The sequence below is a fragment of the Spirosoma pollinicola genome (assembly GCF_002831565.1).
Taxonomy (GTDB): Bacteria; Bacteroidota; Bacteroidia; order Cytophagales; family Spirosomataceae; genus Spirosoma; species Spirosoma pollinicola.
The window spans coordinates 160,392-186,925 of sequence record NZ_CP025096.1 but is presented as its reverse complement, the minus strand read 5'-3'; the positions used below and the strand labels follow the sequence as shown (position 1 = coordinate 186,925).

The following is a 26,534-nucleotide window of genomic DNA, read 5'->3' as shown; positions in this document are numbered from 1 at the left end:
GTACGGTTATATAACTAATAATTATGTTATAAGAATTAGGGTAGAATTGCCCTGTTTTATTGGTGAAGTTGGATCTCAGTTTTATGCAAAAGCCTTACTTAAACACAAAATTATACGATAACGAAGCAATAGGAGCGGCAAAGATTTGTAGCTGATAGGCGTTTGTTTTTCCGTTCTCCGCTTTAAAAAAAATAGAGTAAGCATTTTTTCTTCCATAAATATTATACACCGTAAACGCCCATCGGCCTTCCCACCGCCTGGCACGCATACCGGGATTGTAGATATTCCAGGTGAAATCGAGCCGGTGGTAGTCCGGGAGCCGCTCGTTGTTACGAATGCCGTAGTAAGGGTATTGCGCCCCATCAATCGTAACGAAGCCGGTAGGGGCCGAATAAGGCCGACCAGTGCTATACGCAAAGGTGAACCCAAAACTGTTATGGCGATCTACGTCGATGGTCATGTTGGCATTCACCGAGTGAGGACGGTCGTAATTAGCTCGATACCAATTGCCATTATTTACGTTTTGCTGCACGCTGGGCCCTTCATTGACCTGATTGAGTGTTCGTGAATAGGTGTAGTTAATCCAGCCGGTCAGTTCTCCCTTCTTTTTGGAAATCATCGACTCTATGCCATACGCCTGACTGCGCCCCTGCAAAAGTTGCGTTTCAGGGTAGGGCTGTAGCAAAAAATCAGCCCCCGGACGGTAGTCAATAATGTGCTCCGTGGCCCTATAGTAGCCTTCGAGGGTTAGTTCATAAATATTGTTTTTGAACGAGTGGAAATAGCCCGCTGTCAGCAATTGACTGATCTGGGGTCGCACGTTGGGGTCGGATGTTTTCCAGCGCGAGGTGGGTAGGGGCGTGGTGGTGTTGGTCACTACCTGCAAGTATTGCCGCATCAGATTGTAGCCCAGCTTAACCGATGAGTTAGTGCCCAGCGAGTAGCGTATGCCCAGCCGGGGTTCGGGGCCACCATAGCGTTGCGTAATCTGACCTGCGTTATAACGGGTGGAGTCGACAACTGAGAAGTCGTCGCGGGGTTCGCCCACGGCATAGTGTCGCACCAGCGATGGCCCAAGGGAGAGGAATTGAGAGTATCGAAGCCCCGCCGAAATAGCTAGTCTGGGGCCTAAACTTCGTTCGTAATCGGCATAAAGAGCCAGTTCGAGTGCATTTTCGGTGGGTGTTGTGATGTAATTAACCCGATCACTTTGGCCGGGCAACAGGGTTCCCGGCTCAAGTCGGTAGTGCGTTCCGCTAATGCCAACTTCAATTTTCTGATTGGATAGCTGGTAGTTCAGGTTTGATTTCAGTTGCCGTTGCAAGACCGATGACCGCAACGTAACCAGATTACCGCTTAATTCAGGCGATAGAATTTTTGGTACATAATGTCCATATATACCAGTCGTTTGCAGGTTCAGACGGGGTGAAAGCGTCCGAAACCAACGGGCCATTACATTAATCGTCTGATGATTATAGCGCGTTGCCGTTCCGTTCACGTTGGGCAGGTTCGCCAGCAAGTCTGTTCGAAATACATCCAGACTGGCATAGCCTGTAACGGTCAGCGTATTTCTGTTGTCGATTCGCCAGAAAGCCTTTAGCACACCATCGCCGAACTTTGCCCGGATATTGGCCAGCCGGTCGGATATGATGGGAAGTAGGAAATCATTGAAAGCGCCCCGCCCGGAAACCATAATCCCGAACTTTCCTTTTACAATCGGTATGTCGGCGGTGAGTTTATTTGATACCACACTCACTCCTCCCGACAGGCTAAACTGGTCGAGGCTGGGATTCCGAAGCGACACATCGAGTACCGAAGCGGCCCGACCCCCAAAGCGGGCCGGAACGTTACCTTTGTACAAGTCGACAGTACTCAGCGCATCGGGCGGAAATACCGAGAACAAGCCGAACATATGCGTCGGGTTAAAAATAGGGGTATCATCCAGCAAAATCAGGTTCTGATCGGTTGTACCACCCCGAATGTTTACCCCGTTCGAGGCTTCTCCTACGCTCGTAACACCCGGCAGCATTTGCAGTCCCCGTAACAAATCAACTTCGCCAAGTGCAGAGGGTAATTTTTTCAAGGCGTTGATATTTAGCTGGTTGGCACCAAGCATAGGCTGACGCAAAGTTTGATCAAAGCCTTTGGTCGTTACAACGACTTCTTCCAGTTGGCTTGCTACACTCACCATGTTTACATCGACCGTAAGCGAATTGTCGACTAAGCGTATTTCCTTCCGTATGGGTGTATAGCCAACCAGTCGGGCAAGCAGAATGTGATTACCGGTCGGCAATTCGATGCTGTATTGCCCTTCGGCATTGGTGTTTGTGCCGGTGAGGTGCTTCCGGTAGTCGATAACAATAGCAACACCCGGTAGCGGTTGACCCGTTGCCGAATCGCGCACCGTTCCACTGACCCGAAAACCGGTTGATTGATTGGCCGCAGCCTGGATTCTCGTTCTTACACGGGGCTCCTGCTTCAATTTCGCAGGTACACTGGATTGGTTAGCCTGTTGAAGAGGTGCATTGGACGCAGGCTCTTTTGCCTGAGAAATACGTTCGGTATCCGGTTGCTTTGCCGAAACCGCCGACTCCTTGTTTATGTGTGTCTGGACTGGTGCGACAGTAAGCTGCTTTGTCAAATAACCCTTTCTTGCTAACCAGTCTGTTAAAAGTCCAACCCAATTGATGGGCTGTAAATCCTGTTTTTTTAGGTCTGGATCAGTCCCGCTCTCTATATAACTATGAAACTCCGCCGACTGGCCAGCTCGAATCCAGTTTTGATATACCGTTGCACCCTGTACGGCATCCTGCCGGGAATTGCCACTGGTCGAAACAATGAGCAAAGGAGGTGCATTCGGTGGTACGTTTAGGGTAGTAAGTGTGCCAAATCGGGCATTTACTGGAATCACGAAATCGGGCCGACTATCATCCACGTTTTGATAAGCGAGGTTGAGCACAAGGGTACCACCTACCGATAAGCCCAATACCCCAATGCGATTAGGCTGAATGCCAAATGTTTCGGCATGCTGGCGGAGGTAGTCGATGGCAGCCTTACCGTCGGCAATAGCCAGGGGCATCGTATGAGCCGAATCAGATTCGGTAACGTCTGCCGACTGCGATGGTCCTGTTGTGCCCGGAGTCTTGCGTCGGGCAAGCCTGTACTTTACAACAAAAGCAGCTATCCCTTTTGCCGTAAGTTGCTTTGCTATGACGACACCATCATCAAAGAAAAGACTCTTCATATCTCCACCCGGAAACAGCAGCACTGCCGTTCCTGTAGCTACCGCTTTGTCGGGTATAAAAGCTGTTATTGAGGGGGTAACTATATTCGTAACGACACGGTTTTTCGACAGACTATCTGTTTCGAGCTGTTCATTCCATGTCCAGTGTTCGGACCCAGGAGCTATGCCATCATAAAGCCGAAACACGGTCTGGGCAACTACCCGCGTGTCGATGAACAGCAATAGGCACAGAAAGAGGATAGATTTAGTCATGATAAACAGGGCGCAGGGAGTGAATATAGATAACCGTTACTCATTCCAGCCCGGTGGCACCTGATCCGTGCGGCTGTTATTCGGAATACAAAGCGCCGACGATGCCGTGCTGCCAAATGGACTGCTACCCGGCTGTGATGTTTCCAGTCGGGGTGCCCGGCCGTTTATGGCGTAAAACAGCCCCTGAAACATACCTGTATTGACGCTCTGCCTACTTATTTTGTGTCGACTGACGGCGACTGAAGCCGCCGAAAAATAGCCCACCACGTTTTCTGATGAGTTATTTACGTTTCTGATATTCCCCGAAATAGGAGCCGGAGGTGAATCGGCTAGCGTTCCGGTATTCTGAACCTGATCGGCGAATAGTCGATAGTATCGGTACGCATTGGCCGATATCGACAGTTGCTCCACCACAATCAGGGCCGGGTCGCGCTGGTAGATGGGAATACTGGCCACCTTATGCCCCACCTGCGCCTGCCCATTGGTGTACACATCCGAAAAAACATCGACGTCAGTATTGTGAAAAATATCCCAGCATAAACCCCGGCATGGATAATCGAAAAGGTTGGTCGTGCCCACGGTTGTATCCCGAATACAGCCAATGATGTCAATCGGGCCAGCGCCTACGGGGCCAATATCCCGCACCACATACCGCCCCTGCTGGCAGGTAGCGCACCACAGCTGAATCTCATAGAGCCGCCACCGCCAGAGGTAAAAGTTGCGCCCATCGGCGGGGTCCTGCATGTCCAGATAAATGTCGTTGGCGGGTATGGGCAGGCCATCGGCCGTTTTTTTTGGCCCCTGGGGGTTGAACTGGTCGTAGGTTCGCTGAATGGCGGGTACGGAGGCCATCGTTTCGACCGACGATTCATAGACAGTACCTTCGGATGTTTGAAAGTGGAGTTGATAGCTGTTCCCCACCTTTCCCCGAAAATCGGCCGGGAACTGGTATATGCCCGGTTGCGCTTCAACCAGCGAAATGGGTGTGGTGCCGTTAACGGTGACGGTAACAATAGCCCGCTGAATGGGAATTGTCACATTAAGGCTGTCGACACTGGAACGGGAACGGCTAAGGCTAATCGTTTGTGTCTCGTTCAAATCTGTTATGATACCACTAACAACAATCAAATTGGCGTTGAGCGTCAGGCTGGGGTCATACGCGTTCACGCATCCCTGCAAACCGACCAACAAACAACTACAACCAATCCACCGAATAACCTGCGAAAAGAACGCCATAAGTACGCTGAGCAATTAAAAACGCTTACAATTATACCGAGCCTTAGCTGCTGTGTATAGTCTGTCAATACCGATTATTTCCCTGCCCCGCTAATGGTTGGGTAGGCTCCCTGTGACGCACTTTTCTGTGCAAAAACCGGGCTGGACACAACGACATTCCCGGTTCTGAACGACCAACGTTTTTGACCCGTAGCCGCTTTGATGGCATATAAATTATAATCATTACTGCCTATATACACCACACCATTCGTAACGGCTGGGGTCGAGTAAATGTCGAAGTTCGTGCTGAACGACCAGCGCTGTACGCCTGTTGCGGCATCAATCGCGTAGAGCTTGTGGTCGCGGCTACCAACATACACAACGCCATCGACAACCGCCGGACTACCAAAAATTACGCCATTTGTCCCAAATTTCCATTTTAGCTGGCCTGAGGCTGCATCAAGAGCATACAGGTTGTTGTCATTACTGCCTACGTAGACCAGTCCGTTGGCTACCACGGGGCTAGATTCAATATCCGAAGCCGCCAGAAATACCCACCGCTGACGGCCCGTATCGGCATCGATCGCGTAGAGTTTACGGTTGCTGCACCCAATATAAACAACCCCGTTCGACACGGTCGGGCTCGACAAAAAATAGCCATCGGCATCGAACCGCCAGCGCAGAATCCCGTTACCGGCATCGACGGCATAGAACCGGTTGTCCTGTGCGCCAATGTAGACGATCCCGTTAGTCACTGCCGGACTGGAATAAAGCCCAAACCCAACGGTGTACACCCAGAGTAGATTGCCCATAGTGGCGTCAATGGCATACAAATTGCCATCCTGACTGCCAACGTACACAATTCCGTTCATGACTACCGGGCTGGAATGAACAAAGCCAGCTGTTTTGAATGTCCACCGTCTCTGGCCCGTTGTGGCATCAATGGCATAGAGGTTGTTGTCATTGCTGCCTACATATACCATTCCATAGGCCACTACCGGGCTGGATTGAATGGCGGTATCAGCACTAAACACCCATCGCTGAACGCCCGTAGCCGTGTCGAGCGCATATAGATTCCGGTCGAAGCTGGCAACATATACGAGTGGGGCCGTAACGACTGTGGTGGGTGGTGTGGTGGCCGTTACAGCTGCGGGTGGCGTGGGAACGGGCTTTACAATTAATTTAGATGTGGAGCCACAACCTGTTAAGCAACTGGCAAGCCCTGTCAGGAAACACAGAAGTCCAGCCAACCGCCAAACTTGTAGCGCCCTGGAAACGTAATTTACTATGGCCGCAGGACTGTAGAGGGCAGTCATAACGAGAAGTAATTTATGACTTGTTCAATAGCGGCTACCTGCCCGAAGATGGAATCACGCTAGCCTGAATGCGCCGTTGGCACGGGAAGTAATTACATATGAAAAAGACTAAACTCACTCAAGCGCCGATTGTTTTCTTACGGGTCAAAAAAATAATACAGCGGTCGATCCACTCTTACGAGAGATCGGCCGCTGTATTTATCATAGGGTGGTTTTACAAATGCTGGCAGGCCCTTCTCAGGGCCGTGAGGACACGGCCCTGAGAAGAGGATTGAATGGACGTATCAGGGCTTGGCATTCTTTGCTACTTTAGCTACCGGTTTTTGATGGGTAGTCATATCCAGACCATTGCTCAAACAATGCAGGGCACAGGCTGAACCTTTTAGCCCATCATCGACCGAACCAATTTTTTTGCCTTTCGCATCAAAAATATCACAGGTTTCGCCTGCTTTGTCTTTCACCGTAAAAACCAGCTCGCCGTTGGTGTTATAATATGATTCACCATTTTTGGCAATTTTACCCATTTTCTTGCCGCTGGCATCCGACACGGTGCCATCGGAGTTCATAAAGGCTACCTTCTTGCCTTTGGCATCCTGAATAATGCCCTGTTTGGTCACTAAGCCAACTTTTTCTCCCTGGACATACACATCCCCTTTGGCGTTAATGTAGTGGCCTTTGAAATCCTGAGGTTGTTGGGCAAAGGCCGCTGAAGTCGATAAGCCCAGGACGATTGCGAAATAAAATGCTAGTTTGTTCATTTGGCAGGTTGATTGTCTGTTTTATGGTTGGTGTTAAACGTAGGCCGGGTTTGTCCGGGCAAATTTGCCCGTTGACTAAACGCCCGCGAAGTCAGACACTGTTGGGTACAAACATAGAGCGGGTGCCATTGTGACGTATAGAGTTGCGTCAGCCAAACCAATGACTTTACTCATTTATGCCACTTTTTACCCGCTCTACAGAAATCAACCTGCTTTATTATCAAGAAATTATACCTTCTCCGGCACCACAAACGGAGCGCGGTATTTGCGGGTAAGCATCTGGTTGGCTTCCTTATCGTTGGTGAATACTTCGTTCTTCGGATCGAAGTGCAGTGTGCGGCCTAACCGGTAGGCGATGTTGCCCAGATGCGCAATACCCGAAGCCAGGTGCGCTGTTTCGACGGGGCCATTTTGCTTCGATGTATCCCGCGCCCGAACGGCTTCGATAAAGTTCAGGTAATGGTCGCCCCCTTCTTTTCGGGCTGGGCCTGGGGTTCTCTCTCTCCCTAAAAAGGTTTTGTAGTCGTCATACCCGTTAATAACCATATAACCTTTGTCGCCGTAAAAGAGGTTGCCAATCTCGACACCGTCTTCCTTGTTCGTCATCCAGGGACGAACCTCGAACTGAATCACTTTTCCCGACGATGGGTATTTATAGATCGAGGTCAGTGTTTCAGGAGTTTCCTTGCAATCTTTCCATAGGAATTTACCGCCGGCTGAGGTTATCTCTTCGGGGAGGCCTACGTCTAACCCCCACATGCACAGATCTGTTTCGTGGATGCCCTGATTGCCGATGTCGCCGTTGCCATAATCCCAAAACCAGTGCCAGTTATAATGGACGTAGTTTTTGCTGAACTCTTTCGCCTGGGCCGGGCCTTGCCACATATTCCAGTTTAGCTCTGCCGGAACGGGCGAGGGACCTTTGTTGCCAATATCCGGACGCCACTTGTACACCAGTCCGCGAGCCATATACACGTTGCCAATCAGTCCATCGCGGAGGTGCTTAATCGCTTCCTGAATAGCCACCGAACTCCTCAATTGCACGCCGTGCTGCACAATTCGTTTGTAGTGATGGGCCGCTTCGACCAGCTTACGGCCCTCCCGAATATTATGTGCACCCGGCTTTTCGACATACACATCTTTGCCTGCCTGACACGCCCAGATGGCCGCCAGCGCGTGCCAGTGGTTGGGGGTGGCAATGCTTACGACATCGATGTCTTTGTCTTCATAGACTTGCCGAAGATCGGGCATGGTCTTCACCTTTTTGTTGTATTTCTTTTCAAAATCAGCGGCTCCGTTTTGGAGAACTGTGCTGTCTACATCGCAAAGCGTAGCTACTTCTACATCTTTCAGGCGCGAAAACCCCTGAATGTGATCTTTACCGCGACCATTTATACCAATGACCGCCACGCGAACCCGGTCATTTGCCCCAAAGGCATTGGCCGGAATGAAAGTAGGCATACCGATTGCCGCCAGCGAACCAACCGCCCCTGCCTTGAGGACGTACCGCCGGGAAACTTGTTTTTCGTTCATGAGTTTGAAATTGGGTTTAAGGTTTATGGTATTCTGTATTCGGTTTATGGTTTTCGGCTGGCTGGCGCACGAGTGCTGAACGCGTCAGCCTACCGAAAACCATAAACCAAATACCCTTTATAGTCTTGGTATCGTCATGCCACCATCGACCAGAATGACTTGTCCGGTCGAGTAGGGGAAGTCGCCTTTTGCCAGCGAAGCTACGGCCCTACCCACATCGGTAGGTAAGCCCCAGCGCTTCTGAACAAATAGCCCGCTGTCGATGAGCGCATCGTATTTGGCGGTTACGCCCGCCGTCATGTCCGTTTTAATGACTCCCGGACGTACTTCATAAACCGGGATGTTGTATTCACCAAGTCGGGCGGCAAACAACTGGGTTGCCATACTCAGCCCGGCTTTCGCTACGCAATATTCGCCCCGGTTCACCGACGCAACCGTGGCCGAAACGGACGATACATTGATAATACATCCCCAGAAATCAGCTCGCTCTGTTCCCTGTTCAATCATCCAGTTGGCGGTCGCCTGTGTCAGGAAATAAGCCCCTTGCAGGTTCGTTGACAGCACATGTTGAAAGCTCTCTTCGGTGGCTTCGAGAATATCCCTACGTTCTTTTGGCGCTACGCCCGCATTATTTATCAGCACGTTCAGCCGACCGAAATGGTCTTTAATGCGCTGTATCATATTGGCTCTGGCTTCCGTAGAGGCAATATCACCGGGACAGTAAATTACTTTACTCCCTCGCTTTCGCAACGCATCCAATGCTTCGCTCACCGCTTCTTCGGGCCTAACGCCGTTGATGGCCAGATCGAATCCGGCATCGGCTAACTGTTCCGCAATTCCGTACCCAATGCCCCGGCTCCCGCCCGTTATAAAGGCTACCTGAGGACGATCTAGTTTCTTCACAGGCTTTCTTTTATCGCCTTAAGCTGTTCGGCTACAGGGCTTTTTTTGTAGAGCGGGTCTAACGGAAAGCAGCCCGAAATCAGACCGTGGCGCGGGGCCGTTGTGCAGTCAGAAAACGTGCGGCATATATGGTTTCGAACAAGTGGTCGACCCGCCAGCATATCGGCGGGCATGGTTGGATAGGATAACACCATACGCCCAAACCCTACGCTGTCGGCCATGCCCTGGCGCAACACAGCCTGAGCTACGTTTGGAAGCCATTCCTGCAAATACGAATAGCCTGACCCAATGATTACCAACTCAGGAAAAGCCTGTTTCAACTCGTTTGTTACGTCGATTTGCCGTTTTACACCCAGCAGCGGATCTTCGGGAGGAAGGTAGCCATCTGAGGGCGGGAACAAAGCCGGGCGCATCAGGTGCGGGTTGTAATAGGGACTGCCGCCGGTAATGCAAACCAATTGGATACCGAGCGATTCGGCTAGTGTCAGTAAGGATTTTGTCTCGGTCAGATCAAGCTCTAAGCCGTTCGGTTTCCCGCCAAAAGCAAATGGATACTGCTCGGCCGCTTCGGGCATTCCTGTGCCCGTAGGGTCTTTTTTAAAGGGGATCATATCGAATGCGCTCAAACGCATACCGATTTCCAGGCCCGGCGCGGCCTGCCGGATACCCGCAACGATGTTCCGAAGGTAGCGCGTTCGGTTCTCGAAAGAACCCCCATAGCGCCCTTCCCGACTTACAGCGCTCAAAAACTCGTGGCCGAGGTAGCCGTGACAGTGCTTAATATCCACAAAATCAAAACCCGCTTTCTGCGCCAGCACAGCAGCTTCCACATACTGTTCAATAATCTTGTCAATGTCGTCATCTGTAAGCACCGGGTAGTCGGCGCTCATACCAAACTTGCTGTTCAGGAACGGATGGCTGTACAGAATCTTCGGTTCAAAAGCTTTGGTACTTTTTGGTTTACAAAAACGCCCCGAATGTGTAAGCTGGAGGCCAATCACTAAATTGTTTGTCGTGCCGAACGCTTCGGTATGTTCATCAAGAATCAATTGCCGCAGGTCGACAAAATCAGAAAACGTGTCGTTGTTCAATACCAACTGATTTGGGTTGGCTTTTCCGGTATGGCAAACCGCCACTGCCTCACATCCGAACAGGAGTTTGGCGCCACTAATCGCAAACTTCTTCCAGCGATTCCGGGTAAAGTCGGTTGGTCGACCGTCGAGGGTTCCATCCCAGCCTTCCATCGGTAAAATGCAAAGGCTGTTGCCAATTTTTTGGCCTGACTTTAGGGGAATAGGTCGGTTGAACGGACTTTCGGCGGGGGGTAATAGGGTATCGTCGAACGGCAGGTCGATGTCGTTGTTTGTCAGGTAGTTTCGCAGGTCGGCAGCCGTTTTTAACTGGGCCATGCGGGGGAAAGCGGGTTTATATTTCTCGCTCATTGAGGTAGGGACGGTTGGCGGTCCGGCGTTCCGGCGACCCGCGGTTCGGCGACCCGGTTAAAGAATGTGTAGTACGGTTCGTTACGAATAATTCGTTGAAGATAGAGTGCCACCTCGCGGGCATGATAATCGCCCCACATACTCGATTCGCTGTTGGCAATTTTGCTTCCGGCAGGTACGTAATCCCAGCCGTTTGGCTGGTGGTAAATGGAGTGTAAAATCAGGCCCTGATGCGCCGGGTCTGTGCTCAGATAGGGCACGTCGAACAGGGTGTTAAGCACCGTTAAGCCTGCCTGCCAATACCGTTTCCCTGCTTCTGCATTGCCTTTGTTGGTCAGGTAGTTGCCGAGCCGTAACAGTCCCTGTGCGCCAATGGCCGCTGCCGAACTGTCGACCGGTTCGACGTCATTGTAGGGATCGGCGGGGCGGTTAAGGTAATCGCCCAGGCGGTGTAGGTTTGGGGCACCCGTGTCCCAATATGGAATACCGTCGATAGGCGTATGGGCGATGTAAAAATCGCAGGTAGCGGTGGCCGCTTTCAGCATAAACGCTTCAATACGGGTTCGCCCGCCAACGAGTTCCAGCTCGGCATCTTCGCGCGTTGTGAGCCATTCCAGTTGTTCGGCAAATCCGCACATGGCCCAGGCTAGTCCGCGTGTCCAGGTCGTGAAACCCGAATAGCCCTGCTGCGAATTTGGGCATCGGAAATTCCCGTCTTTCACGTTAAATATGCTTTCGTGAGCAGTACGGCCCCAAAGGTCATATGAGTCGCGGCCCTCCCCGTAGAACACTGAGTAGTCGGCGGTAGCTTTTATATGATGAAGAGCCCGCTCCAGTAAGTTGATTTTTACATCGCCTTCGCCCTGAAAAACGTGCCCCAGTGCGTGACTCAGCACCAGAGCCCGGCATGAGCGAATGGTGTCGACAAAGAGTGAATGAGGGCCATTAAAGGAACTGATAAATCCTGCTCCGTCTTTGATGGGTGTCCATCGACTGGCCTGTACGGCCCCGGAAATTTTCAGGGCTAATTCATAAAAGTTTTTCTCCCAATCATTGGTCGGAATTCGGCCTTCCTGCATCAGCCGGAGTAGGTTCCCGTAGGTGCTGACGTTATTGAAGCCATGATCGTGGACACCAATATGGCTGATATGCGGGGCCATTACAGACAATGTTTTCTGACGGCCCATTTCCAGAAAATCAACATCGTAGGTGGCATCGAACTGTAAAATTGCCGAGCCAAATTGAAATCCCTGGGTCCATTCTGTCCAGCCGCGAGTCGTGTAGTGGCCCTGCGCTGTAAAGACCGGTGAGCCTTTGCTTACATCGTATTCGTTTTCAATGAGTTGTATTTTCTGACCGGAGAGTTCCCAGAACTGAGCGAGTTTTGACGAGAGGTCGGCGGGATGGATGGCGTTATCAATCTGCATTGAATGGGAAGCAGCAGGTTTAGAGATCGGATAATAGTTTATCACGGAATAGTCTAAACCAGCAAAGGATAAGAACACAGATGGCTACTGTATAAGGCGAGCTAATACTTACTCATTCGGATTTGGCCAGATAGAAAATATTCCTCAGGACAGCCAGGCGAAAGCAGAAAGTAACAGACGAAAATTAGAAGAGTCCCTGCCCGAAGACGTGCGGCAAGGCAACAGGTTTGTTATGCAGGATAAGGAAGTAAACTAATCCAGCTAAAACTAAATAGCTGAAAGCCAGCCACTTTTTTTTCTGGGCAAATTCCACCGGATGGTGGTAGTAATCATAGATCATGGACGCCGACAAGCCCATGACCATTAAAAAGAACGAGAACACACCAAAATCTGTTCGATACATACTCACCGGGTGCATGAACCTTGCACCCGACAGGATGTAAAGAAGCCAGGCACCGAAGCCTGATCGATACAGGTAAACACTCAGCCGCCGGTCGTTTTTAAGATCGAAAAGGTCGTCGGTGAATTTTTCGGACATGACTAGTTAAATTTGTTCTCTTGAGCCGCAAAAACGGGTCTGAGCCGGTGAAAATACGAACTCTTTCTATTAAACGCAAAAAAGACAATGCTTGATACACAACCAGTTGAGGCCATTCAGGAATTTAATACGATGCAGGTTGAGCTGGTACGCGTCGACGATGGGTTTCATTTTGAAGCACTTGGTAAATCGGGTGTAGCCCAGCATATCGACGCAGCAACAGATATTGGTGGCCATAATGCTGGCGCTCGCCCTATGGAAATGTTGTTGATGGGACTGGCAGGTTGCTCGGCTATTGACGTCATTTTAATCCTGAAAAAACAAAAACAGGTTATCGAAGACTTCCGTCTGAAAGTGGATGGTATGCGCGAAAAGGACGCGATACCCGCACCGTTCAAAAAAATACATATCACCTATCTTCTGAAAGGCCAACTGAACGCTGATAAAGTGAAACGGGCTATCGATCTGTCGATGGATAAATACTGCTCGGCAACTGCTCAATTTCGGCCATCAGCTGAGATTACGTATTCGTTTGAGATTCAGGAATAACAACACCTATAAGGGTTCAAAAATCGTATAGGTTTGCTCGATAAATGGCGTAGTTTTTGCATAAATTCTGGGAATGCACGTTAATGCGTTAAGAACCTTAAATTGTGATAAAAGCCATGCGTGCTGCATGAAAAAAGCTCAGGCCTAAATGCCTTTCTGCCGTATGTACTTATCCAGCCCCTCCGCCTTTCTGGCGGGGGGGTATTTTTTTAATAGCGTTTGTATTACGACTTTTGTTCATGCAACAATATCACGACCTGCTTCGCCATATCCTTGCCAATGGCACGCGCAAAACCGACCGTACCGGCACCGGAACGATCAGTGTATTTGGTTATCAAATGCGCTTTAATCTTCAGGATGGCTTCCCACTGCTGACTACCAAAAAAGTCCATACAAAGTCGATTATCCACGAATTGCTGTGGTTTATTAAAGGTGATACGAATATAAAATACCTGAAAGATAATGGCGTTTCGATCTGGGATGAGTGGGCCGATGTAAACGGCGACCTGGGGCCGGTGTACGGGAAACAGTGGCGTAGCTGGCAGTCGGATGGTAAAACGATTGACCAGCTAAGCGACGTATTGAAGCAACTCAAAAACACTCCCGATTCGCGTCGGATGATCATATCGGCTTGGAATCCCGCTGATGTACCCAGCATGGCTTTGCCGCCCTGTCATTTGCTGATGCAGTTCTATGTAGCCGATAATAAACTGTCCTGCCAGCTTTACCAGCGGAGTGCCGATGTGTTTTTGGGCGTTCCTTTCAACATTGCCAGCTACGCTTTGTTGACGATGATGATTGCGCAGGAGTGCAATTTGGAGGCTCACGAGTTTATTTGGACTGGTGGAGATACACACCTTTACATCAACCATCTGGAGCAGGTTGAAACCCAGCTCGCCCGTGATTTTCGGCCCTTGCCAACCATGCGCCTGAATCCAGACGTAACGTCGGTTTTTGACTTCACTTACGAAGATTTTACTCTAGAAAATTACAATCCTCACCCCGCTATTAAGGCCCCAGTAGCAGTGTAAAAGGATAGAACGCTGATTTTTAAGATCGTTATGCCGTTTTATGATATAGCGTTACTGCTTTTAATCATAAAACGGCATAACGATCTTAAAAATCAGCGTTCTATTGTCTCGCCAGTTTCTGATACTCCTTCTCGATCATATCCCTTTCATTGTTTCGGAAAATGGTGAAATAGTGCGTTGCTAATCCGATACCCCAACCTAACATAGGGAAAATTGGCCACGGGAAAAGGGTACCTGCGTGCGCTGTGGTAGCATTAATAACAAAATTGCTAAAGGCCCAGATCAGCCATAGGCCACCGTTAATAATCAGATAAGCCTGGAGATGAATGCGAAAACCGACACGGGCTTTTGCTTGTTTCCAAAGATATGGGTCGCGCTGAGGGGTGTTTTCTATCGTTTCCATGTGCCTGATCTGATTAGTTGAGGGTTGACGAAACCGGTTTGCGTTCCGCTCTAACAAAGATGATGCACCCCAACACCGTGCTTCCCTAAAATCTGACCAATTGCCTAACTTGCGGAGTGAATTCCCCCAATATCATGACCAATTCTGAAATCGTTGACCTGCTTGAACTGACTGGCCGGTTGATGGAACTCCACGACCGTGATGCCTTCAAAACACGGACCTTCCAGACAGCTGCGTTTAACCTGGATAAATCCACTGCCGACCTTCCCAATCTACCCGTCGATGAGCTGGTGAAACTACAGGGTGTCGGTAAATCAATCGCGCAGAAAATACGCGAAATAGCCGAAACGGGGCACCTTTCAGACCTTGACGAACTACTGGCCCAAACGCCCGAAGGGGTGCTGGATATGTTCCGTATTAAAGGGCTGGGAGTGAAGAAGGTTCGTACACTCTGGCAGGAGCTGGGCATTACGAACCTCCGTGATCTTCAGCTGGCTGGCGAGAACGGCCAGATCGCCAAAATCAAAGGGTTTGGCGCCAGTACACAGGAGAAAATTCTGGCGGCTCTGGAGTTTTTGCAGGAGCAGCAAGGCAAAGTTCGGATGGACAAAGCCGCCATGATTGCCAATTTGCTGCACGACGAACTGGCAACGCATTTTGAGCGGGTCGAAGTTAGCGGGCAGGTGCGCCGGAAAGCACAGGAAGTTGATTTGATTCAACTGCTCATCCAGACGAACGACCCGGTATCAGCCATGCTGACGCTGAAAAAACTACCGAATCTTGCGCAAAATGAGGCTGAGTCATCACCCTTTGCGTGGCGGGGCCAATTGGCGGGTTTCGACGTTCAAATCGAATTGCTGTTTTACCCGGCAGAACAAATCAATCGACAACTTTTCATCCAAACCGCAACAGAAACCCACCTGAAACAAGCCGGAACGGGGGGCGTGCCCCTGTTGCAAGTTGCGTATTCCAGCGTATTGGCCGAAATTGTCGATTCGGCAGATGTGGCAGAGGTTGAAGCGGCTATTTACGAACGGGCCGGTTTGCCTTATATCGTGCCCGAAATGCGCGAAGATGACTTTGCCTTTCGCTGGGCGAGCCGCCACCAAAATGAAGAACTCGTTACCTGGGATGATCTGCGTGGCACGCTTCATAACCACAGTACATGGTCGGATGGGAAACAATCGGTAGCCGATATGGCCGCTTACTGTCGTGAACTGGGTTTAGCCTATTTCGGTATTGCCGACCACTCCAAAACGGCTTCCTATGCCGGTGGGCTCGATGCCGAGCGCGTTCGCCAGCAACAGCTTGAAATAGATGCGCTTAACAGGGGTTTCAGCACTGATTTCCGCATTTTTAAAGGTATCGAATCCGATATCCTGGGCGATGGCTCGCTGGACTACGATAACGAGACACTTGCCACCTTCGATTATGTGGTGGCGTCGGTTCACCAAACCCTGACCATGTCGTTGGAAAAAGCGACAACTCGTTTGCTAAAGGCTATCGAAAATCCGTATACGACGATTCTTGGCCATCCAACAGGTCGGTTACTTCTCGCCCGCGAAGGCTACCCAATTGACCATCGCGCCATAATCGATGCCTGTGCCGAGCACAATGTCATTATCGAAATCAACGCCAGCCCATACCGGCTTGACATCGACTGGCACTGGATCGAGTACGCTATGCAACAGGGCGTTATGCTCAGCATAAACCCCGACGCTCATGACCTTGTCGGGCTACTGGATATGCATTATGGGGTGGCCATCGGGCGGAAAGGCGGCTTAACAAAAGCCATGACATTCAATGCGCTGACGCTTAACGAAATGACCACTTATCTGCAACAGCGACGGGAGAAGATACGTATGTAGAATGGGGTATTACTCATAGAAAATTAATAATTGATTAAGGAAAGTTTCAAAAAGGGTAAATTGGGCGTCCTAACACTTTATAAATTCAGACGTTACCCCATTCTGTGCTTCCTAAATCCGTTTCTATGCGTTTTTTACCTTTACTGTTGTTGTCCTTTTTTGTGTTTACCGGGGTAATAGCCCAGCAAAGAACAAGCCCAAAAACGAACTCGGCTACCTTTTCGGCAACGGGCTATGTGCGGGATGCGAAAACAGGCAAACCAATTCAGGGAGTCAATATTGTTGTTTTGGATGTATCGAAAGGATATGTAACGGCAAAGGATGGGTTTTATACGGTACAACTTCCCGTTGGCAAGTATATACTGCGATTCTCGCACGTAGGTTATCGCACCAAACAGGATACGATCGTTCTGGAAAAAACAAGCTTCCGCGAGATAACGATGGAAGACGATGCCAAAGATCTTGAAGAGGTGGTCGTTACTAGTGAAACGCCGGATCGGAACGTTCGTAAAGTCGAAATTGGGGTTTCGCAGCTTACCATTCGCAGTATCCGCCGGATTCCTCCCCTTATGGGTGAGGTCGATATTGTGCGGAGTTTGCTCCTTTTGCCGGGTGTTACGACAGTAGGCGAGGGTGCGCCGGGCTTCAACGTTCGCGGGGGCAGCGCCGACCAGAACCTGATCTTGTTCGATGGGGCTCCGGTCTTCAATTCGAGCCATTTAATGGGCTTTTTCTCTGTATTTAATCCCGATGTGGTGCGTGATGTAACTCTGAATCGCGGGGGCGTAGCGGCCTCTTTTGGGGGTCGGGCGGCATCGGTGCTGGATGTGAAAATAAAAGAACCAGATGCGCAGAAGTGGAGTGTCAACGGTGGGATTGGCATCATATCGAGTCGGTTAGGTATTGAAGGGCCAATCATTAAAAATAAACTCTCGTTTCTGCTGGCCGGACGGGCTTCATTTAACGATTTTCTGTTTAAGCTGGCCCCGCCAAATCTGAAAGGTACACAAGCCAATTTCTATGATCTGACGGGTAAACTCAAGTATCAGCCTAACGAGAAAAATACCATCACCCTAACCGGTTATATAAGTACCGACATCTTTAAACTTGCTTCCGATTCGCTGTCGGGGCAGGAAATTAATGCCTCCTCAACCAGGTTCAACTACCAGACAATGAACACGGTACTGAACTGGAACTACTTCATCAGCAAGCAAGTAAATCTGGCTACATCGGTTATTCTGAGTCGGTACAAAGCGAATTTATCATCAGATGATTCCTCCAACGCATTCCGGCTTGAGTCGGGGGTGCTGCACCGCCAGATCAAATCAGACCTTACGTATACGCCGAACGAAACCCACCAGTGGCAGGTTGGGGTGAGTGCCATCGACTACCTGATTCAGCCCAACACCCGTATTCCGGGGCCGTTCTCCAACGTGCTGCCGGTTGACCTTGCCCGCGAAAAAGCCTATGAAGTTGCGGCCTATATTCAGGACGAATGGAAAGTAAATACAGATGTTTCGATCATTGCAGGCCTGCGTTACTCGGCCTTGCTCAACCGGGGACCGGCGACCGTTCGAACCTATCAGGAAAACGGTCCTCGTGAGGATGAGACCGTTTCTTCCACGCAAACCTACGGAGCCGGTAACATTTATCACTCGGCGGGTGGACTGGAACCCCGGCTGGCGGTACGCTGGTCGGTGGGCGAGGGGCGGGCCATCAAGGCGGGTTATAGCCGACTGCGCCAGTACATTCAGCAGGTGACGAACACAACAGCGGCTTTGCCCACGTCGCGCTGGCACCTGAGCGACCAATACACCAAACCCGTTATTGCCGATCAATGGTCGTTGGGCTATTTCCGGAATACTGCCGACAACGCCATCGAAGCATCGGGCGAAATCTATTATAAATTCCTGACCAATGCCATCGACTACCGCGACGGGGCCGAACTGCAACTGGCTCAGGCTGTTGAAACGCAGATCGTGCAGGGCCGTGGACAGGCGTATGGATTTGAGGGGTTACTCCGTAAAAACAAGGGTCGCTGGACCGGTTTCATGAGCTATACTTATGCCCGCACCTTTCTGACAATGAACAGCCCCTATGTGAGCGAGCAGGTGAACAACGGAAATCCATATCCAGCCAACTACGATAAGCCGCACACATTGAACGTGTTAGCTACGCACCGCCCAACGAACTGGTTTAGTATGTCGCTGAATTTTACGTATAGCACGGGTCGTCCAACAACCCAGCCGTCGGCAATTGCCCGTGTGGCGGGGGTACTCGTACCCATTTATCTGGATCGGAATCAGCAGCGCGTACCGGATTATCACCGGCTCGATTTTTCGATGACGTTTGAGCAGAATCCGCTCAAGAACAAGAAAAACCAGAGTAGCTGGGTCTTCTCGATTTATAATGTCTACGCGCATAAAAATGCGTATTCGATCTTTTATAAGCTGAGTCCGGCCTCGGCATCAGATGCGTACAAACTGTCAATTTTCGGAACGGCATTCCCTTCACTCACCTATAATTTCAAATTCTGATAAGTGACTTCAGTAAGCATTTAGCTTGACAGAGAGGTGCTGCTTGTTGTCTATCAGCGTGTATATGTTCATCAGGTTTGTGAAACGGATAGCTAACTCAATCTATGAAAAAAGGAAATGAACTTCTCCGCCTGGGCAACTCTATTGGGTTACTAATCGCGTTCCTCGTGGTTTCGTGCGTTACAGACTTTCAGCCCGACGCCGTTAGTATTCCACCTTCGTTAATTATTGAAGGGCAGGTTACAGATGCTGCTGGCCCCTATACGGTCAAACTTACGCGCACCGCCGACTATTCATTTAAGAGTTTGAACTTACTGGAAACGGGTGCAACCGTGGTTATTTCGGATAATCTGGGTAATAAGGAAACCCTGAAAGAGCAATCGTTGGGGGGAACGTACCAGACCACCAGCTTACAGGGCGTGGTGGGGCGAAGCTATAAAGTTAGCATCAAGACCAAAGATGGGAAAACCTATGAGTCAGACGCCGAGGTTCTTTCTGCTGCCCCGCCGATTCTTAAGCTTTATTACGAATACACGAAAGAAACAGGTGGGGCAAATTCGGCACAGAATCAGGGCTGGGATGTCTATCTGGATGCAAAAGATCCTGAAACGACAGGTAACTATTACCGATGGGCCTGGACACACTATGAGTTTACGGAAGTTTGCTCAAAGCGGGAATTGGCAAATGGTACGCTTACTGGCTTAGGCTGCTGCTCAAATTGCTGGGACATTACCCGTTGTTATGACTGCATCAGTGTGAATTCCGATGCTAATATTAACGGGCAAGCCATTAGCCGTCAGTTCATTATGCGCGTGCCTTATAAATCTAAAAGCGCCTATTATCTCGAAGTACAGCAACAGGCTCTTAGCAAAGGAGCGTATGATTTCTGGAAGAGCGTTCGGCAGTTGACCAGTAATACGGGTGGTTTGTTTGATACGGCTCCCCAAACCGTTCGGGGAAATGTGCATTGTGTGAGTAATCCAGCCGAGATGGTCTATGGCTATTTTGGTGCTACGGGTTTATCCGAACAATATATAAATGTTGACCGAAGTACGGGAGAAGGTGTTCCTGACCTGGACCCGCCCATTATTGTGCCACAGCCTTCGGCTTGCGTCGTTTGCGAAAATAGTATCTACCGTACCCCTAATAAGCCACGCTGGTGGCAGTTTTAACGAATGATTAAAGTTAAACCGAATACCTGTTATCGTACAATTACCTGGAGTTCCTGTCTGTTAACTCTGATTTTGAGTCTCAATTCATGCATAAATGCCTACCAGCCCGATGCGATCACTACGGTATCCCTGCTGGTTGTCGATGGTCAGATTACGGACCAACCCGGCCCCTATACCATCAAGCTTTCGCGAACGGCCGATTATTCATTTAAAAGTTTGAGTTTATTGGAAGCCGGGGCAACGGTCGTTATTTCAGATAACCTGGGCAATAAAGAAACGCTCAAAGAGCAATCGCCGGGGGGTATTTACCAGAGTAGTATCGATGGAATTCGCGGGGTGCCCGGCCGATTGTATAAACTCACGATTCAGACAAAAGCCGGAACGAGGTATGAGTCGGAGGCAGAAATTATGCCTGCCGTTCCCCCCATCCAGAAACTATATTACGAATCCAACTACACGCCAGCTACGGTAGCCACCGCCCAAAGTCAGAACTGGTCTGTTTATCTGGATACGAAAGACCCCGATACGCTGGGTAATTATTACAAATGGAGCTGGACGCACTACGAAGTGGTAGATGCCTGCCAGAAAACGTTTGTTGCCAATCGAAGTATCTACACCGGTATCTCCTGCTGCACAGACTGTTGGGATGTTACCCGTTGTTACACCTGCGTCAATCTGAACTCCGATGTCAATATTAACGGGAGAGCGATCAGTCGCCAATTTATCACCGACGTGCCCTTTAATTCTTTAGGCCGATATTATATAGAAATCGAACAACAGGCGTTGAGCCGAAAAGCATATTTGTTCTGGAAAAGTGTGCAGCAATTGACAAGCAATACGGGTGGCCTATTCGATGTGGCTCCTTCCTCCATTCAGGGAAATGTGAAATGCATAACCAACCCAAAAGAGCCTGTATATGGTTATTTTGGCATTGCTGGACTGTCTGCCGGTTATTTAATAGTCGACCAGAGTGCCGGTAAAGGAGCGCCAAAAGCAGATTTTCCAACGGTAATTCCCTATCCAACCAGACCCGCCTGTATTGTGTGCGATAACAGCCTGTATCGCACACCGAACAAACCTCGTTTCTGGACTTATTAATTGGTTTGGTGAGGTCGTTTAAATAAAATAGATTTGTAAAAATGATTACAGCATGGTCTCTCCGGTAAAAGTACTGATTCTGCAATTCGCATCCATTGGCGACGTCGTTCTGTCATCGCCTGTTGTGCGTTGTCTGAAGCAGCAACTGCCAAACGCTGAGCTTCATTTTTGTACCAAACGCGATTATAAGTCGATTATTTCTTATAACCCTTATATCACCAGGGGTCATTACTTCGATGATAATTTATATAACTTGATCCGGCAACTTCGTGCCGAGCATTTCGATTACGTGATTGATTTGCAAAACACCTTCGTTACCGGCCTGATTAAAGCGTCTATGGGTTCTCGTTCCTATAGTGTCGAAAAACAGTCGTTTCGCCAGTGGCTATATATCGGATGGAAAATCAATGCACTAAGTGAACAGCACGTTGTAGATCGGTATCTCGCCACTGTGCAGCCCCTGGGGGTGGAAAACGACGGGCAAGGGCTGGATTATTTCATTCCCTATAAAGATGAGGTTGAATTTGCCTGGTTGCCAACTACACATCAGAACGATTTTGTCGCCTATGCCATAGGTGGTCAACACATGACCCGGCGGCTGCCCACGGCACGCATGATTGAGCTGTGCCGAAAAATTAATTATCCAATTGTTTTGGTCGGTGATAAGAAAGACCGCAAAGCTGGCGACGAAATTGTGCGGGCTTTGGGCGAAAAGCTGATTTATAACGCCTGTGGACATTATAATCTGAATCAATCGGCGTCCCTGTTACAACGAGCCCGTGTGGTATTCAGTCACGATACAGGATTGATGCATATTGCTGCTGCGTTCAGGAAGAAAATTTACTCTATTTGGGGCAGTACGACTCCTCAATTCGGGTTCTACCCTTATATAACACCGCACGTTCGGCTCGAAGCACCAGGCTTGGGTTGCCGTCCCTGTTCGGCCACTGGTTCAGACCATTGTCCCTTGAAACACTTCAAGTGTATGAACAATCTATCCTTCGACTTTGAGGTGAAAGAACTGCGAACAAAAAAAAAGAACTTTGAGTAAGCGAATGTTGAAGAGTACTCAATCCGGCACAACCAGGAATAGGCATTCAGGCTACTTTCTTTGTCAGCATTTGTTTTACCCTTTCTGCCACGACCTCTACCGAAATGTCAGTTAAACAGGCTAAATCACCCCGCCAACAGGGTTTATTGCCAAATACAGAACAGGGACGACAGGTTAGCTTATCCGTCGAAATTTGAAGGACAGCCTCCTCGCCTTGTCCCCAGGGACCAAAGCCCGCATCGGGGTGAGTGGCGCCCCAGATAGACAATACCGGTACACCGCTCAGGGCCGCCAGATGCATATTTCCAGAATCCATACAAAGCATTCCATTCAACCGGCTAATAAGCAACAGCTCAGCGGCCAGCGAAAGCTTCCCGGCAACTAAAATTGCCTGAGGAAACCGTTGACGCAAAGCTTCGAGTTGAACAATTTCGTCGGCCCCGCCCCCGAACAGAAAAATTGTGCGTTGTGTACCCGTATACAGTTGATCTAACAGGGGAGTAAATCGCTCGAAGGGCCACATCTTTTGGGTATGCTGCGCAAAGGGAGCAATACCGAGCCAGGGCGAATTTTGCTCAATGGATTTCCTATTCAGAAAGTCCTGAAGCTCATCTTCACTGGCTGTGAATGGAGGAAACTGGAAAGGCTTAGTTGGCTGAACAGGCAACCCGGCCGCTTTGAATACCTGTGCGTAGCGATCTACACTATGGGTTAATTGCCGACGGACCTTGTTAGTCTTTCGGGTCAAGGCTCTCTTCTCAGCACGACCCTTGTCAATCGTAAACGACGGTACGCCAGCCAAACGGAAAAGGCTTTTTAAAACGCTTGATCGCAAGTTCTGATGGGCATCAATCACAACGTCGAAAGAGGCAATCTGCCGCAGTTCCTTAACTAACTGTAGTAAGCCATTGAGGCCATTGTGCCGTCCGTCGAAGTCAGCACCAACAACGCGAATATTTGGAAACTGCTCAAAAAAAACGGCAAATTTAGCCCTGGTTACCAGCGTAATTTGCGCATCAGGATACCGTTGAGTGAACGCTTGTACAACCGGTGCCAGCAGGGCTACATCGCCCATAGCCGAAAACCGAAGAAGAAGCAATTGCTTCATACACTTTCTAAAGGGGTGGGAAACAACCAAAACACCTACTTTGCTTCACTATAAAGCACCGGGTTTAGGGTAGGGTCATTGTACATTTTCATTTGTCGATACACTTTCATATAGCGATTGCCGTTGCGGATGTCCTCCAGCAGTTCATCGAAACATTGCGCCAGATCGGTTTCCTGTTCGAGTAAAACGGCTAGTTTTTGCTGGGCCTTTTGCCGGTGTTCGTCCGTTACCGATGGGCGTTCTACCTGTTCGCGAAAGTGGTAAATCTTGAGTTGTAGGATCGACATCCTGTCAAGTAGCCAGGCTGGTGTTTCTGAATTCAGTCGTGCACCCGGCTTTGGGACAATGCCTCGATACTGTTCGTAAAACCAGCCATCCATTTGCTCAACCGTATCTGTCCGATCCTGATTCGACAGGTCAATCCGCCGTTTAACGCCTACCAGCTCATCTGGCCGAATGGTTGGGCTGCGGATAATGTCTTCGAGGTGCCATTGAACCGTATCGATCCAGTTTTTCTGGTACAACAAAAAAGCAATGTCGTTGGTCGAATACGGATTGTTGACGGGTGTATCGACGTCGTCGGTCAGGTGGTAATCCTGAATACTCTGGCGGAACAGATCGTTAGCGAAAGTGGCGTTCATAAGCGATTAATCAACCGCAAAGATAGGCGTTTTCGCCGGGAATGTCGGACACGGAACAGGGCTATCGAACGGGCTCACGTCCGATAGCCCTGTTCAGGAACAATTGACTGTCTGGTCACTTAGCGGTCAGACCGTGTCATCCACACCTGAAACGCTTCGTCTACGCCAAATTCTGAGCGGTTGGCGGGGAGTTCCATGAAGGCATCGGCCGCTAATAGATTAGCAAAGTCGGCTGAGCCTGAGCCGGGTAAAGCATGGGCCAGTGTACGTCCATCGGGTTCGGAAGTTAACCGCACAGGCAGGAAAAACGTGACTGCCGGAGCAAATACGAATGGGGCGGCTAACCGCGCATAGCGAATAGGCGCAGGCGCTAAACCCAGCGACGTCCGCAGATACGGCATGACATACCGATAAGCGCACAACACTGTTGAAACCGGATTGCCGGGTAAACCGAAAACGGCTTTGTCTGGCGTTGTTCCGAACCAGAGCGGTTTGCCCGGACGTTGCTCGATTTTGTGGAATTGTTTCTGCACGCCCAGCCTGGCCATAACCGAGGGCACAAAGTCAGCCTTCCCTGCCGAAACACCACCGCTTAAAATAAGGATGTCATTCTGGGTCAGCAGGGTTGCCAGTTGTTCCTCCAGAATAGCCTCGTTGTCGACAATATGATGCAATGTAGCGGCAATGCCCAGCGAGGCTAATCCAGCCTGTAACAAATACGTATTGGATCGTCGAATCTGATAGGGCAGGGGTGTGTCGCCAATGTCGACCAGTTCATCGCCGGTTGAGATGAGTGCCACACGGGGAAGAGCTGTTACGGTCAACGTCGTTTGTCCGACCGAAGCCGCTACCGCCAGTTCGGGTGGTCCCAGACGCATACCGATGGAAAGGAGTTCATCGCCTGCCCGCCGATCAATGGCTTGAGGGTGAACATGCTGATTCTTTTGCACTGTGTCAATGGTCAGGGTGGCCTGACAATCATCAATGGTCACATCCTCGTATCGTATAACCGTATCGACGCCCAGGGGCAACATGGCTCCGGTCATTATTTCCAGACACTCGTTCGCCTTATCTAATGTCTGTTGAGGCTCCCCGGCGCGTTGAACACCCGCTAGTCGAAACGTTCGTTGTCCGGCTGTATAGTCGGTAAAACGAATAGCGATTCCGTCCATCGCCACGCGGTTGAAGGGCGGGAAATTGCGGTCGGCAGAAACCGCTTCCCGCAGAACCCGGCCGGAGGCATCGGCCAGTGAAACCGTTTCTGCAGGAAGTTGTAAACGGTGTTGTTGAGTAATAGCGAAAGCGTCGGCAACGGAAAGCATGATAGAAATTATTGATTTATGCCCTACGATTTACAATTTATTGGCGATGAAATCGTAAATCGGGACTCTTAATTTATAAATCTTTATGAACTCGTTTACCCATCTCAACGCAGAAGGCAACCCGGCAATGGTCGATGTGGGAGCCAAGACCGTGACCCGACGGACAGCCCGTGCACAGTCTGTTGTAACGCTTGGGCCCGATATTATGCAGCACCTGAGCGGTGCCGATATTGCCACCAAAAAAGGCCCGGTCTTTCAAACGGCTATCATTGCCGGAACAATGGCGGCTAAACGGACTGATGACCTGATTCCGCTTTGCCATTCGCTGGGATTGGATAACTGCCAGATCACCATCACAACCGAAGGGGATGACGCCATTGTTAGTTGCCTGGTATCGACAGAAGGAAAAACGGGCGTCGAGATGGAAGCGCTGGTGGGTGCGTCGGTGGCCGCTTTGACCATCTATGACATGTGTAAAGCCTTTTCGCACGACATTATTATCAAGGAAACCAAGCTGATGGAAAAAACGGGTGGTAAACGGGACTTTCATCGTGAATAAACTAAATGGGCTTATTCTGACAGGAGGACGAAGCACGCGCATGGGCCGTGATAAATCAACGATGATTTATCACAGAAAGCCCCAGCGCGAACACCTGACCGATCTGCTTATACCGTATTGCGATGCCGTTTTCTGGTCGGTGAATGCCGAACAGGCCATTGACATAACGACGCCAGATCAGCCAGTCATTATTGACGCCTTTGTGTTGCCAGGGCCGCTTAACGGTATCTTGTCGGCTTTTCAATTCGACCCATCAGCGGCCTGGCTGGTGGTGGCCTGCGATATGCCCTTGTTATCCGCACAGTCTCTTACTGCGCTTGTGGAAGGGCGAAATCTCGCGAAAATGGCAACTGTTTTTTATGATTCGGATGGGCAGTTGCCTGAGCCGCTACTGGGTATTTATGAGCCAGCTTTCGGACCGATTTTGCATCAGGCTTTCCTCAAAGGGGCGTTTTCTCCGCGACAGATTCTGCGCCAAAACGATATTCAGTTGCTGAATGTACCGGATTCAAGCGAATTGGCTAACGTCAATGACCCGGCGGCAAAAGCGGCTCTGGGTTTGTAAAC

General features: G+C 49.9%; 22 protein-coding genes. 9 read left to right on the top strand and 13 right to left on the bottom strand.

Annotation, left to right across the window (positions count from 1 at the left end; translation table 11 throughout):
* Window positions 1-94: 94 nt before the first annotated feature.
* The 9 genes from CWM47_RS00775 to CWM47_RS00735 form a co-directional block, all read right to left on the bottom strand.
* A complete protein-coding gene (locus tag CWM47_RS00775; protein WP_100985907.1) occupies window positions 95-3,496 on the bottom strand; it encodes a carboxypeptidase-like regulatory domain-containing protein in 3,402 nt (1,133 codons plus the stop codon).
* A 36-nt stretch (window positions 3,497-3,532) separates the two neighbouring features.
* Window positions 3,533-4,732, bottom strand: a complete 1,200-nt coding sequence (locus CWM47_RS00770) for a DUF4249 domain-containing protein (protein ID WP_100985906.1) — start codon at window positions 4,730-4,732, stop codon at window positions 3,533-3,535.
* Between the two features lie 74 nt (window positions 4,733-4,806).
* The gene (locus CWM47_RS00765; RefSeq protein ID WP_100985905.1) at window positions 4,807-6,027 is read right to left on the bottom strand and encodes a PQQ-binding-like beta-propeller repeat protein; all 1,221 of its coding nucleotides are present in this window, start codon (window positions 6,025-6,027) and stop codon (window positions 4,807-4,809) included.
* A 284-nt stretch (window positions 6,028-6,311) separates the two neighbouring features.
* Complete coding sequence (locus CWM47_RS00760) at window positions 6,312-6,785, bottom strand: 5-fold beta-flower protein (protein ID WP_206170588.1); 474 nt, start codon at window positions 6,783-6,785, stop codon at window positions 6,312-6,314.
* 228 nt (window positions 6,786-7,013) lie between these two features.
* Window positions 7,014-8,318, bottom strand: a complete 1,305-nt coding sequence (locus CWM47_RS00755; protein WP_100985904.1) for a Gfo/Idh/MocA family protein — start codon at window positions 8,316-8,318, stop codon at window positions 7,014-7,016.
* A gap of 117 nt (window positions 8,319-8,435) precedes the next feature.
* Entirely contained in the window at window positions 8,436-9,221 is a 786-nt protein-coding gene (locus CWM47_RS00750) for a 3-ketoacyl-ACP reductase (protein ID WP_100985903.1), read from the bottom strand.
* A complete protein-coding gene (locus CWM47_RS00745) occupies window positions 9,218-10,663 on the bottom strand; it encodes an oxidoreductase (RefSeq protein WP_100985902.1) in 1,446 nt (481 codons plus the stop codon). The genes CWM47_RS00750 and CWM47_RS00745 overlap by 4 nt, the downstream gene beginning before the upstream one ends.
* On the bottom strand, window positions 10,660-12,090 hold the full coding sequence (locus CWM47_RS00740) for a glycosyl hydrolase (protein ID WP_100985901.1): 1,431 nt from the start codon (window positions 12,088-12,090) through the stop codon (window positions 10,660-10,662). Before CWM47_RS00740 ends, CWM47_RS00745 begins: the two co-directional genes overlap by 4 nt.
* A gap of 184 nt (window positions 12,091-12,274) precedes the next feature.
* Entirely contained in the window at window positions 12,275-12,628 is a 354-nt protein-coding gene (locus CWM47_RS00735; protein WP_100985900.1) for a hypothetical protein, read from the bottom strand.
* Between the two features lie 87 nt (window positions 12,629-12,715).
* Between CWM47_RS00735 and CWM47_RS00730 the strand changes: the two genes are divergently transcribed.
* Complete coding sequence (locus CWM47_RS00730; protein ID WP_100985899.1) at window positions 12,716-13,177, top strand: OsmC family protein; 462 nt, start codon at window positions 12,716-12,718, stop codon at window positions 13,175-13,177.
* 239 nt (window positions 13,178-13,416) lie between these two features.
* The gene (locus tag CWM47_RS00725) at window positions 13,417-14,208 is read left to right on the top strand and encodes a thymidylate synthase (protein WP_100985898.1); all 792 of its coding nucleotides are present in this window, start codon (window positions 13,417-13,419) and stop codon (window positions 14,206-14,208) included.
* A gap of 100 nt (window positions 14,209-14,308) precedes the next feature.
* Here CWM47_RS00725 and CWM47_RS00720 read toward each other — a convergent pair whose 3' ends face one another.
* Window positions 14,309-14,611, bottom strand: a complete 303-nt coding sequence (locus CWM47_RS00720) for a 2TM domain-containing protein (protein ID WP_100985897.1) — start codon at window positions 14,609-14,611, stop codon at window positions 14,309-14,311.
* 134 nt (window positions 14,612-14,745) lie between these two features.
* Between CWM47_RS00720 and CWM47_RS00715 the strand changes: the two genes are divergently transcribed.
* From CWM47_RS00715 to CWM47_RS00695, 5 genes are all read left to right on the top strand, one after another.
* A complete protein-coding gene (locus tag CWM47_RS00715; RefSeq protein ID WP_100985896.1) occupies window positions 14,746-16,479 on the top strand; it encodes a helix-hairpin-helix domain-containing protein in 1,734 nt (577 codons plus the stop codon).
* 125 nt (window positions 16,480-16,604) lie between these two features.
* Window positions 16,605-19,016, top strand: coding sequence for a TonB-dependent receptor (locus CWM47_RS00710; RefSeq protein WP_100985895.1), 2,412 nt, complete (start codon window positions 16,605-16,607; stop codon window positions 19,014-19,016).
* Window positions 19,017-19,120: 104 nt separating this feature from the next.
* The gene (locus CWM47_RS00705) at window positions 19,121-20,188 is read left to right on the top strand and encodes a DUF4249 domain-containing protein (RefSeq protein WP_100985894.1); all 1,068 of its coding nucleotides are present in this window, start codon (window positions 19,121-19,123) and stop codon (window positions 20,186-20,188) included.
* A 72-nt stretch (window positions 20,189-20,260) separates the two neighbouring features.
* Window positions 20,261-21,286, top strand: a complete 1,026-nt coding sequence (locus CWM47_RS00700; protein WP_240625659.1) for a DUF4249 domain-containing protein — start codon at window positions 20,261-20,263, stop codon at window positions 21,284-21,286.
* 52 nt (window positions 21,287-21,338) lie between these two features.
* Window positions 21,339-22,337, top strand: a complete 999-nt coding sequence (locus tag CWM47_RS00695; RefSeq protein ID WP_100985892.1) for a glycosyltransferase family 9 protein — start codon at window positions 21,339-21,341, stop codon at window positions 22,335-22,337.
* 46 nt (window positions 22,338-22,383) lie between these two features.
* Here the strand turns inward: CWM47_RS00695 and CWM47_RS00690 are convergent, their stop codons facing one another.
* From CWM47_RS00690 to CWM47_RS00680, 3 genes are all read right to left on the bottom strand, one after another.
* Window positions 22,384-23,445, bottom strand: a complete 1,062-nt coding sequence (locus tag CWM47_RS00690) for a glycosyltransferase family 9 protein (protein WP_100985891.1) — start codon at window positions 23,443-23,445, stop codon at window positions 22,384-22,386.
* Between the two features lie 35 nt (window positions 23,446-23,480).
* The gene (locus tag CWM47_RS00685) at window positions 23,481-24,086 is read right to left on the bottom strand and encodes a DUF4254 domain-containing protein (protein WP_100985890.1); all 606 of its coding nucleotides are present in this window, start codon (window positions 24,084-24,086) and stop codon (window positions 23,481-23,483) included.
* A gap of 119 nt (window positions 24,087-24,205) precedes the next feature.
* Window positions 24,206-25,408, bottom strand: coding sequence for a molybdopterin molybdotransferase MoeA (locus CWM47_RS00680; RefSeq protein WP_100985889.1), 1,203 nt, complete (start codon window positions 25,406-25,408; stop codon window positions 24,206-24,208).
* An 85-nt stretch (window positions 25,409-25,493) separates the two neighbouring features.
* On the opposite strand from CWM47_RS00680, the gene moaC reads away from it, so the two are divergent.
* Window positions 25,494-25,967, top strand: a complete 474-nt coding sequence (gene moaC / locus CWM47_RS00675; protein WP_100985888.1) for a cyclic pyranopterin monophosphate synthase MoaC — start codon at window positions 25,494-25,496, stop codon at window positions 25,965-25,967.
* Entirely contained in the window at window positions 25,960-26,532 is a 573-nt protein-coding gene (locus CWM47_RS00670) for an NTP transferase domain-containing protein (protein ID WP_100985887.1), read from the top strand. Before moaC ends, CWM47_RS00670 begins: the two co-directional genes overlap by 8 nt.
* The last annotated feature ends 2 nt before the right edge of the window (window positions 26,533-26,534 follow it).

Bases quoted from the DNA above. Each gene is read 5' to 3' on its own strand.
- CWM47_RS00735 (WP_100985900.1), bottom strand. From the start codon at position 12,628: ATGTCCGAAAAATTCACCGACGACCTTTTCGATCTTAAAAACGACCGG.
- moaC (WP_100985888.1), top strand. From the start codon at position 25,494: ATGAACTCGTTTACCCATCTCAACGCAGAAGGCAACCCGGCAATGGTC.
- CWM47_RS00765 (WP_100985905.1), bottom strand. From the start codon at position 6,027: ATGACTGCCCTCTACAGTCCTGCGGCCATAGTAAATTACGTTTCCAGG.
- CWM47_RS00720 (WP_100985897.1), bottom strand. From the start codon at position 14,611: ATGGAAACGATAGAAAACACCCCTCAGCGCGACCCATATCTTTGGAAA.
- CWM47_RS00760 (WP_206170588.1), bottom strand. From the start codon at position 6,785: ATGAACAAACTAGCATTTTATTTCGCAATCGTCCTGGGCTTATCGACT.
- CWM47_RS00725 (WP_100985898.1), top strand. From the start codon at position 13,417: ATGCAACAATATCACGACCTGCTTCGCCATATCCTTGCCAATGGCACG.
- CWM47_RS00775 (WP_100985907.1), bottom strand. From the start codon at position 3,496: ATGACTAAATCTATCCTCTTTCTGTGCCTATTGCTGTTCATCGACACG.
- CWM47_RS00770 (WP_100985906.1), bottom strand. From the start codon at position 4,732: ATGGCGTTCTTTTCGCAGGTTATTCGGTGGATTGGTTGTAGTTGTTTG.
- CWM47_RS00715 (WP_100985896.1), top strand. From the start codon at position 14,746: ATGACCAATTCTGAAATCGTTGACCTGCTTGAACTGACTGGCCGGTTG.
- CWM47_RS00745 (WP_100985902.1), bottom strand. From the start codon at position 10,663: ATGAGCGAGAAATATAAACCCGCTTTCCCCCGCATGGCCCAGTTAAAA.
- CWM47_RS00685 (WP_100985890.1), bottom strand. From the start codon at position 24,086: ATGAACGCCACTTTCGCTAACGATCTGTTCCGCCAGAGTATTCAGGAT.
- CWM47_RS00695 (WP_100985892.1), top strand. From the start codon at position 21,339: ATGGTCTCTCCGGTAAAAGTACTGATTCTGCAATTCGCATCCATTGGC.
- CWM47_RS00755 (WP_100985904.1), bottom strand. From the start codon at position 8,318: ATGAACGAAAAACAAGTTTCCCGGCGGTACGTCCTCAAGGCAGGGGCG.
- CWM47_RS00705 (WP_100985894.1), top strand. From the start codon at position 19,121: ATGAAAAAAGGAAATGAACTTCTCCGCCTGGGCAACTCTATTGGGTTA.
- CWM47_RS00740 (WP_100985901.1), bottom strand. From the start codon at position 12,090: ATGCAGATTGATAACGCCATCCATCCCGCCGACCTCTCGTCAAAACTC.
- CWM47_RS00730 (WP_100985899.1), top strand. From the start codon at position 12,716: ATGCTTGATACACAACCAGTTGAGGCCATTCAGGAATTTAATACGATG.
- CWM47_RS00690 (WP_100985891.1), bottom strand. From the start codon at position 23,445: ATGAAGCAATTGCTTCTTCTTCGGTTTTCGGCTATGGGCGATGTAGCC.
- CWM47_RS00680 (WP_100985889.1), bottom strand. From the start codon at position 25,408: ATGCTTTCCGTTGCCGACGCTTTCGCTATTACTCAACAACACCGTTTA.
- CWM47_RS00710 (WP_100985895.1), top strand. From the start codon at position 16,605: ATGCGTTTTTTACCTTTACTGTTGTTGTCCTTTTTTGTGTTTACCGGG.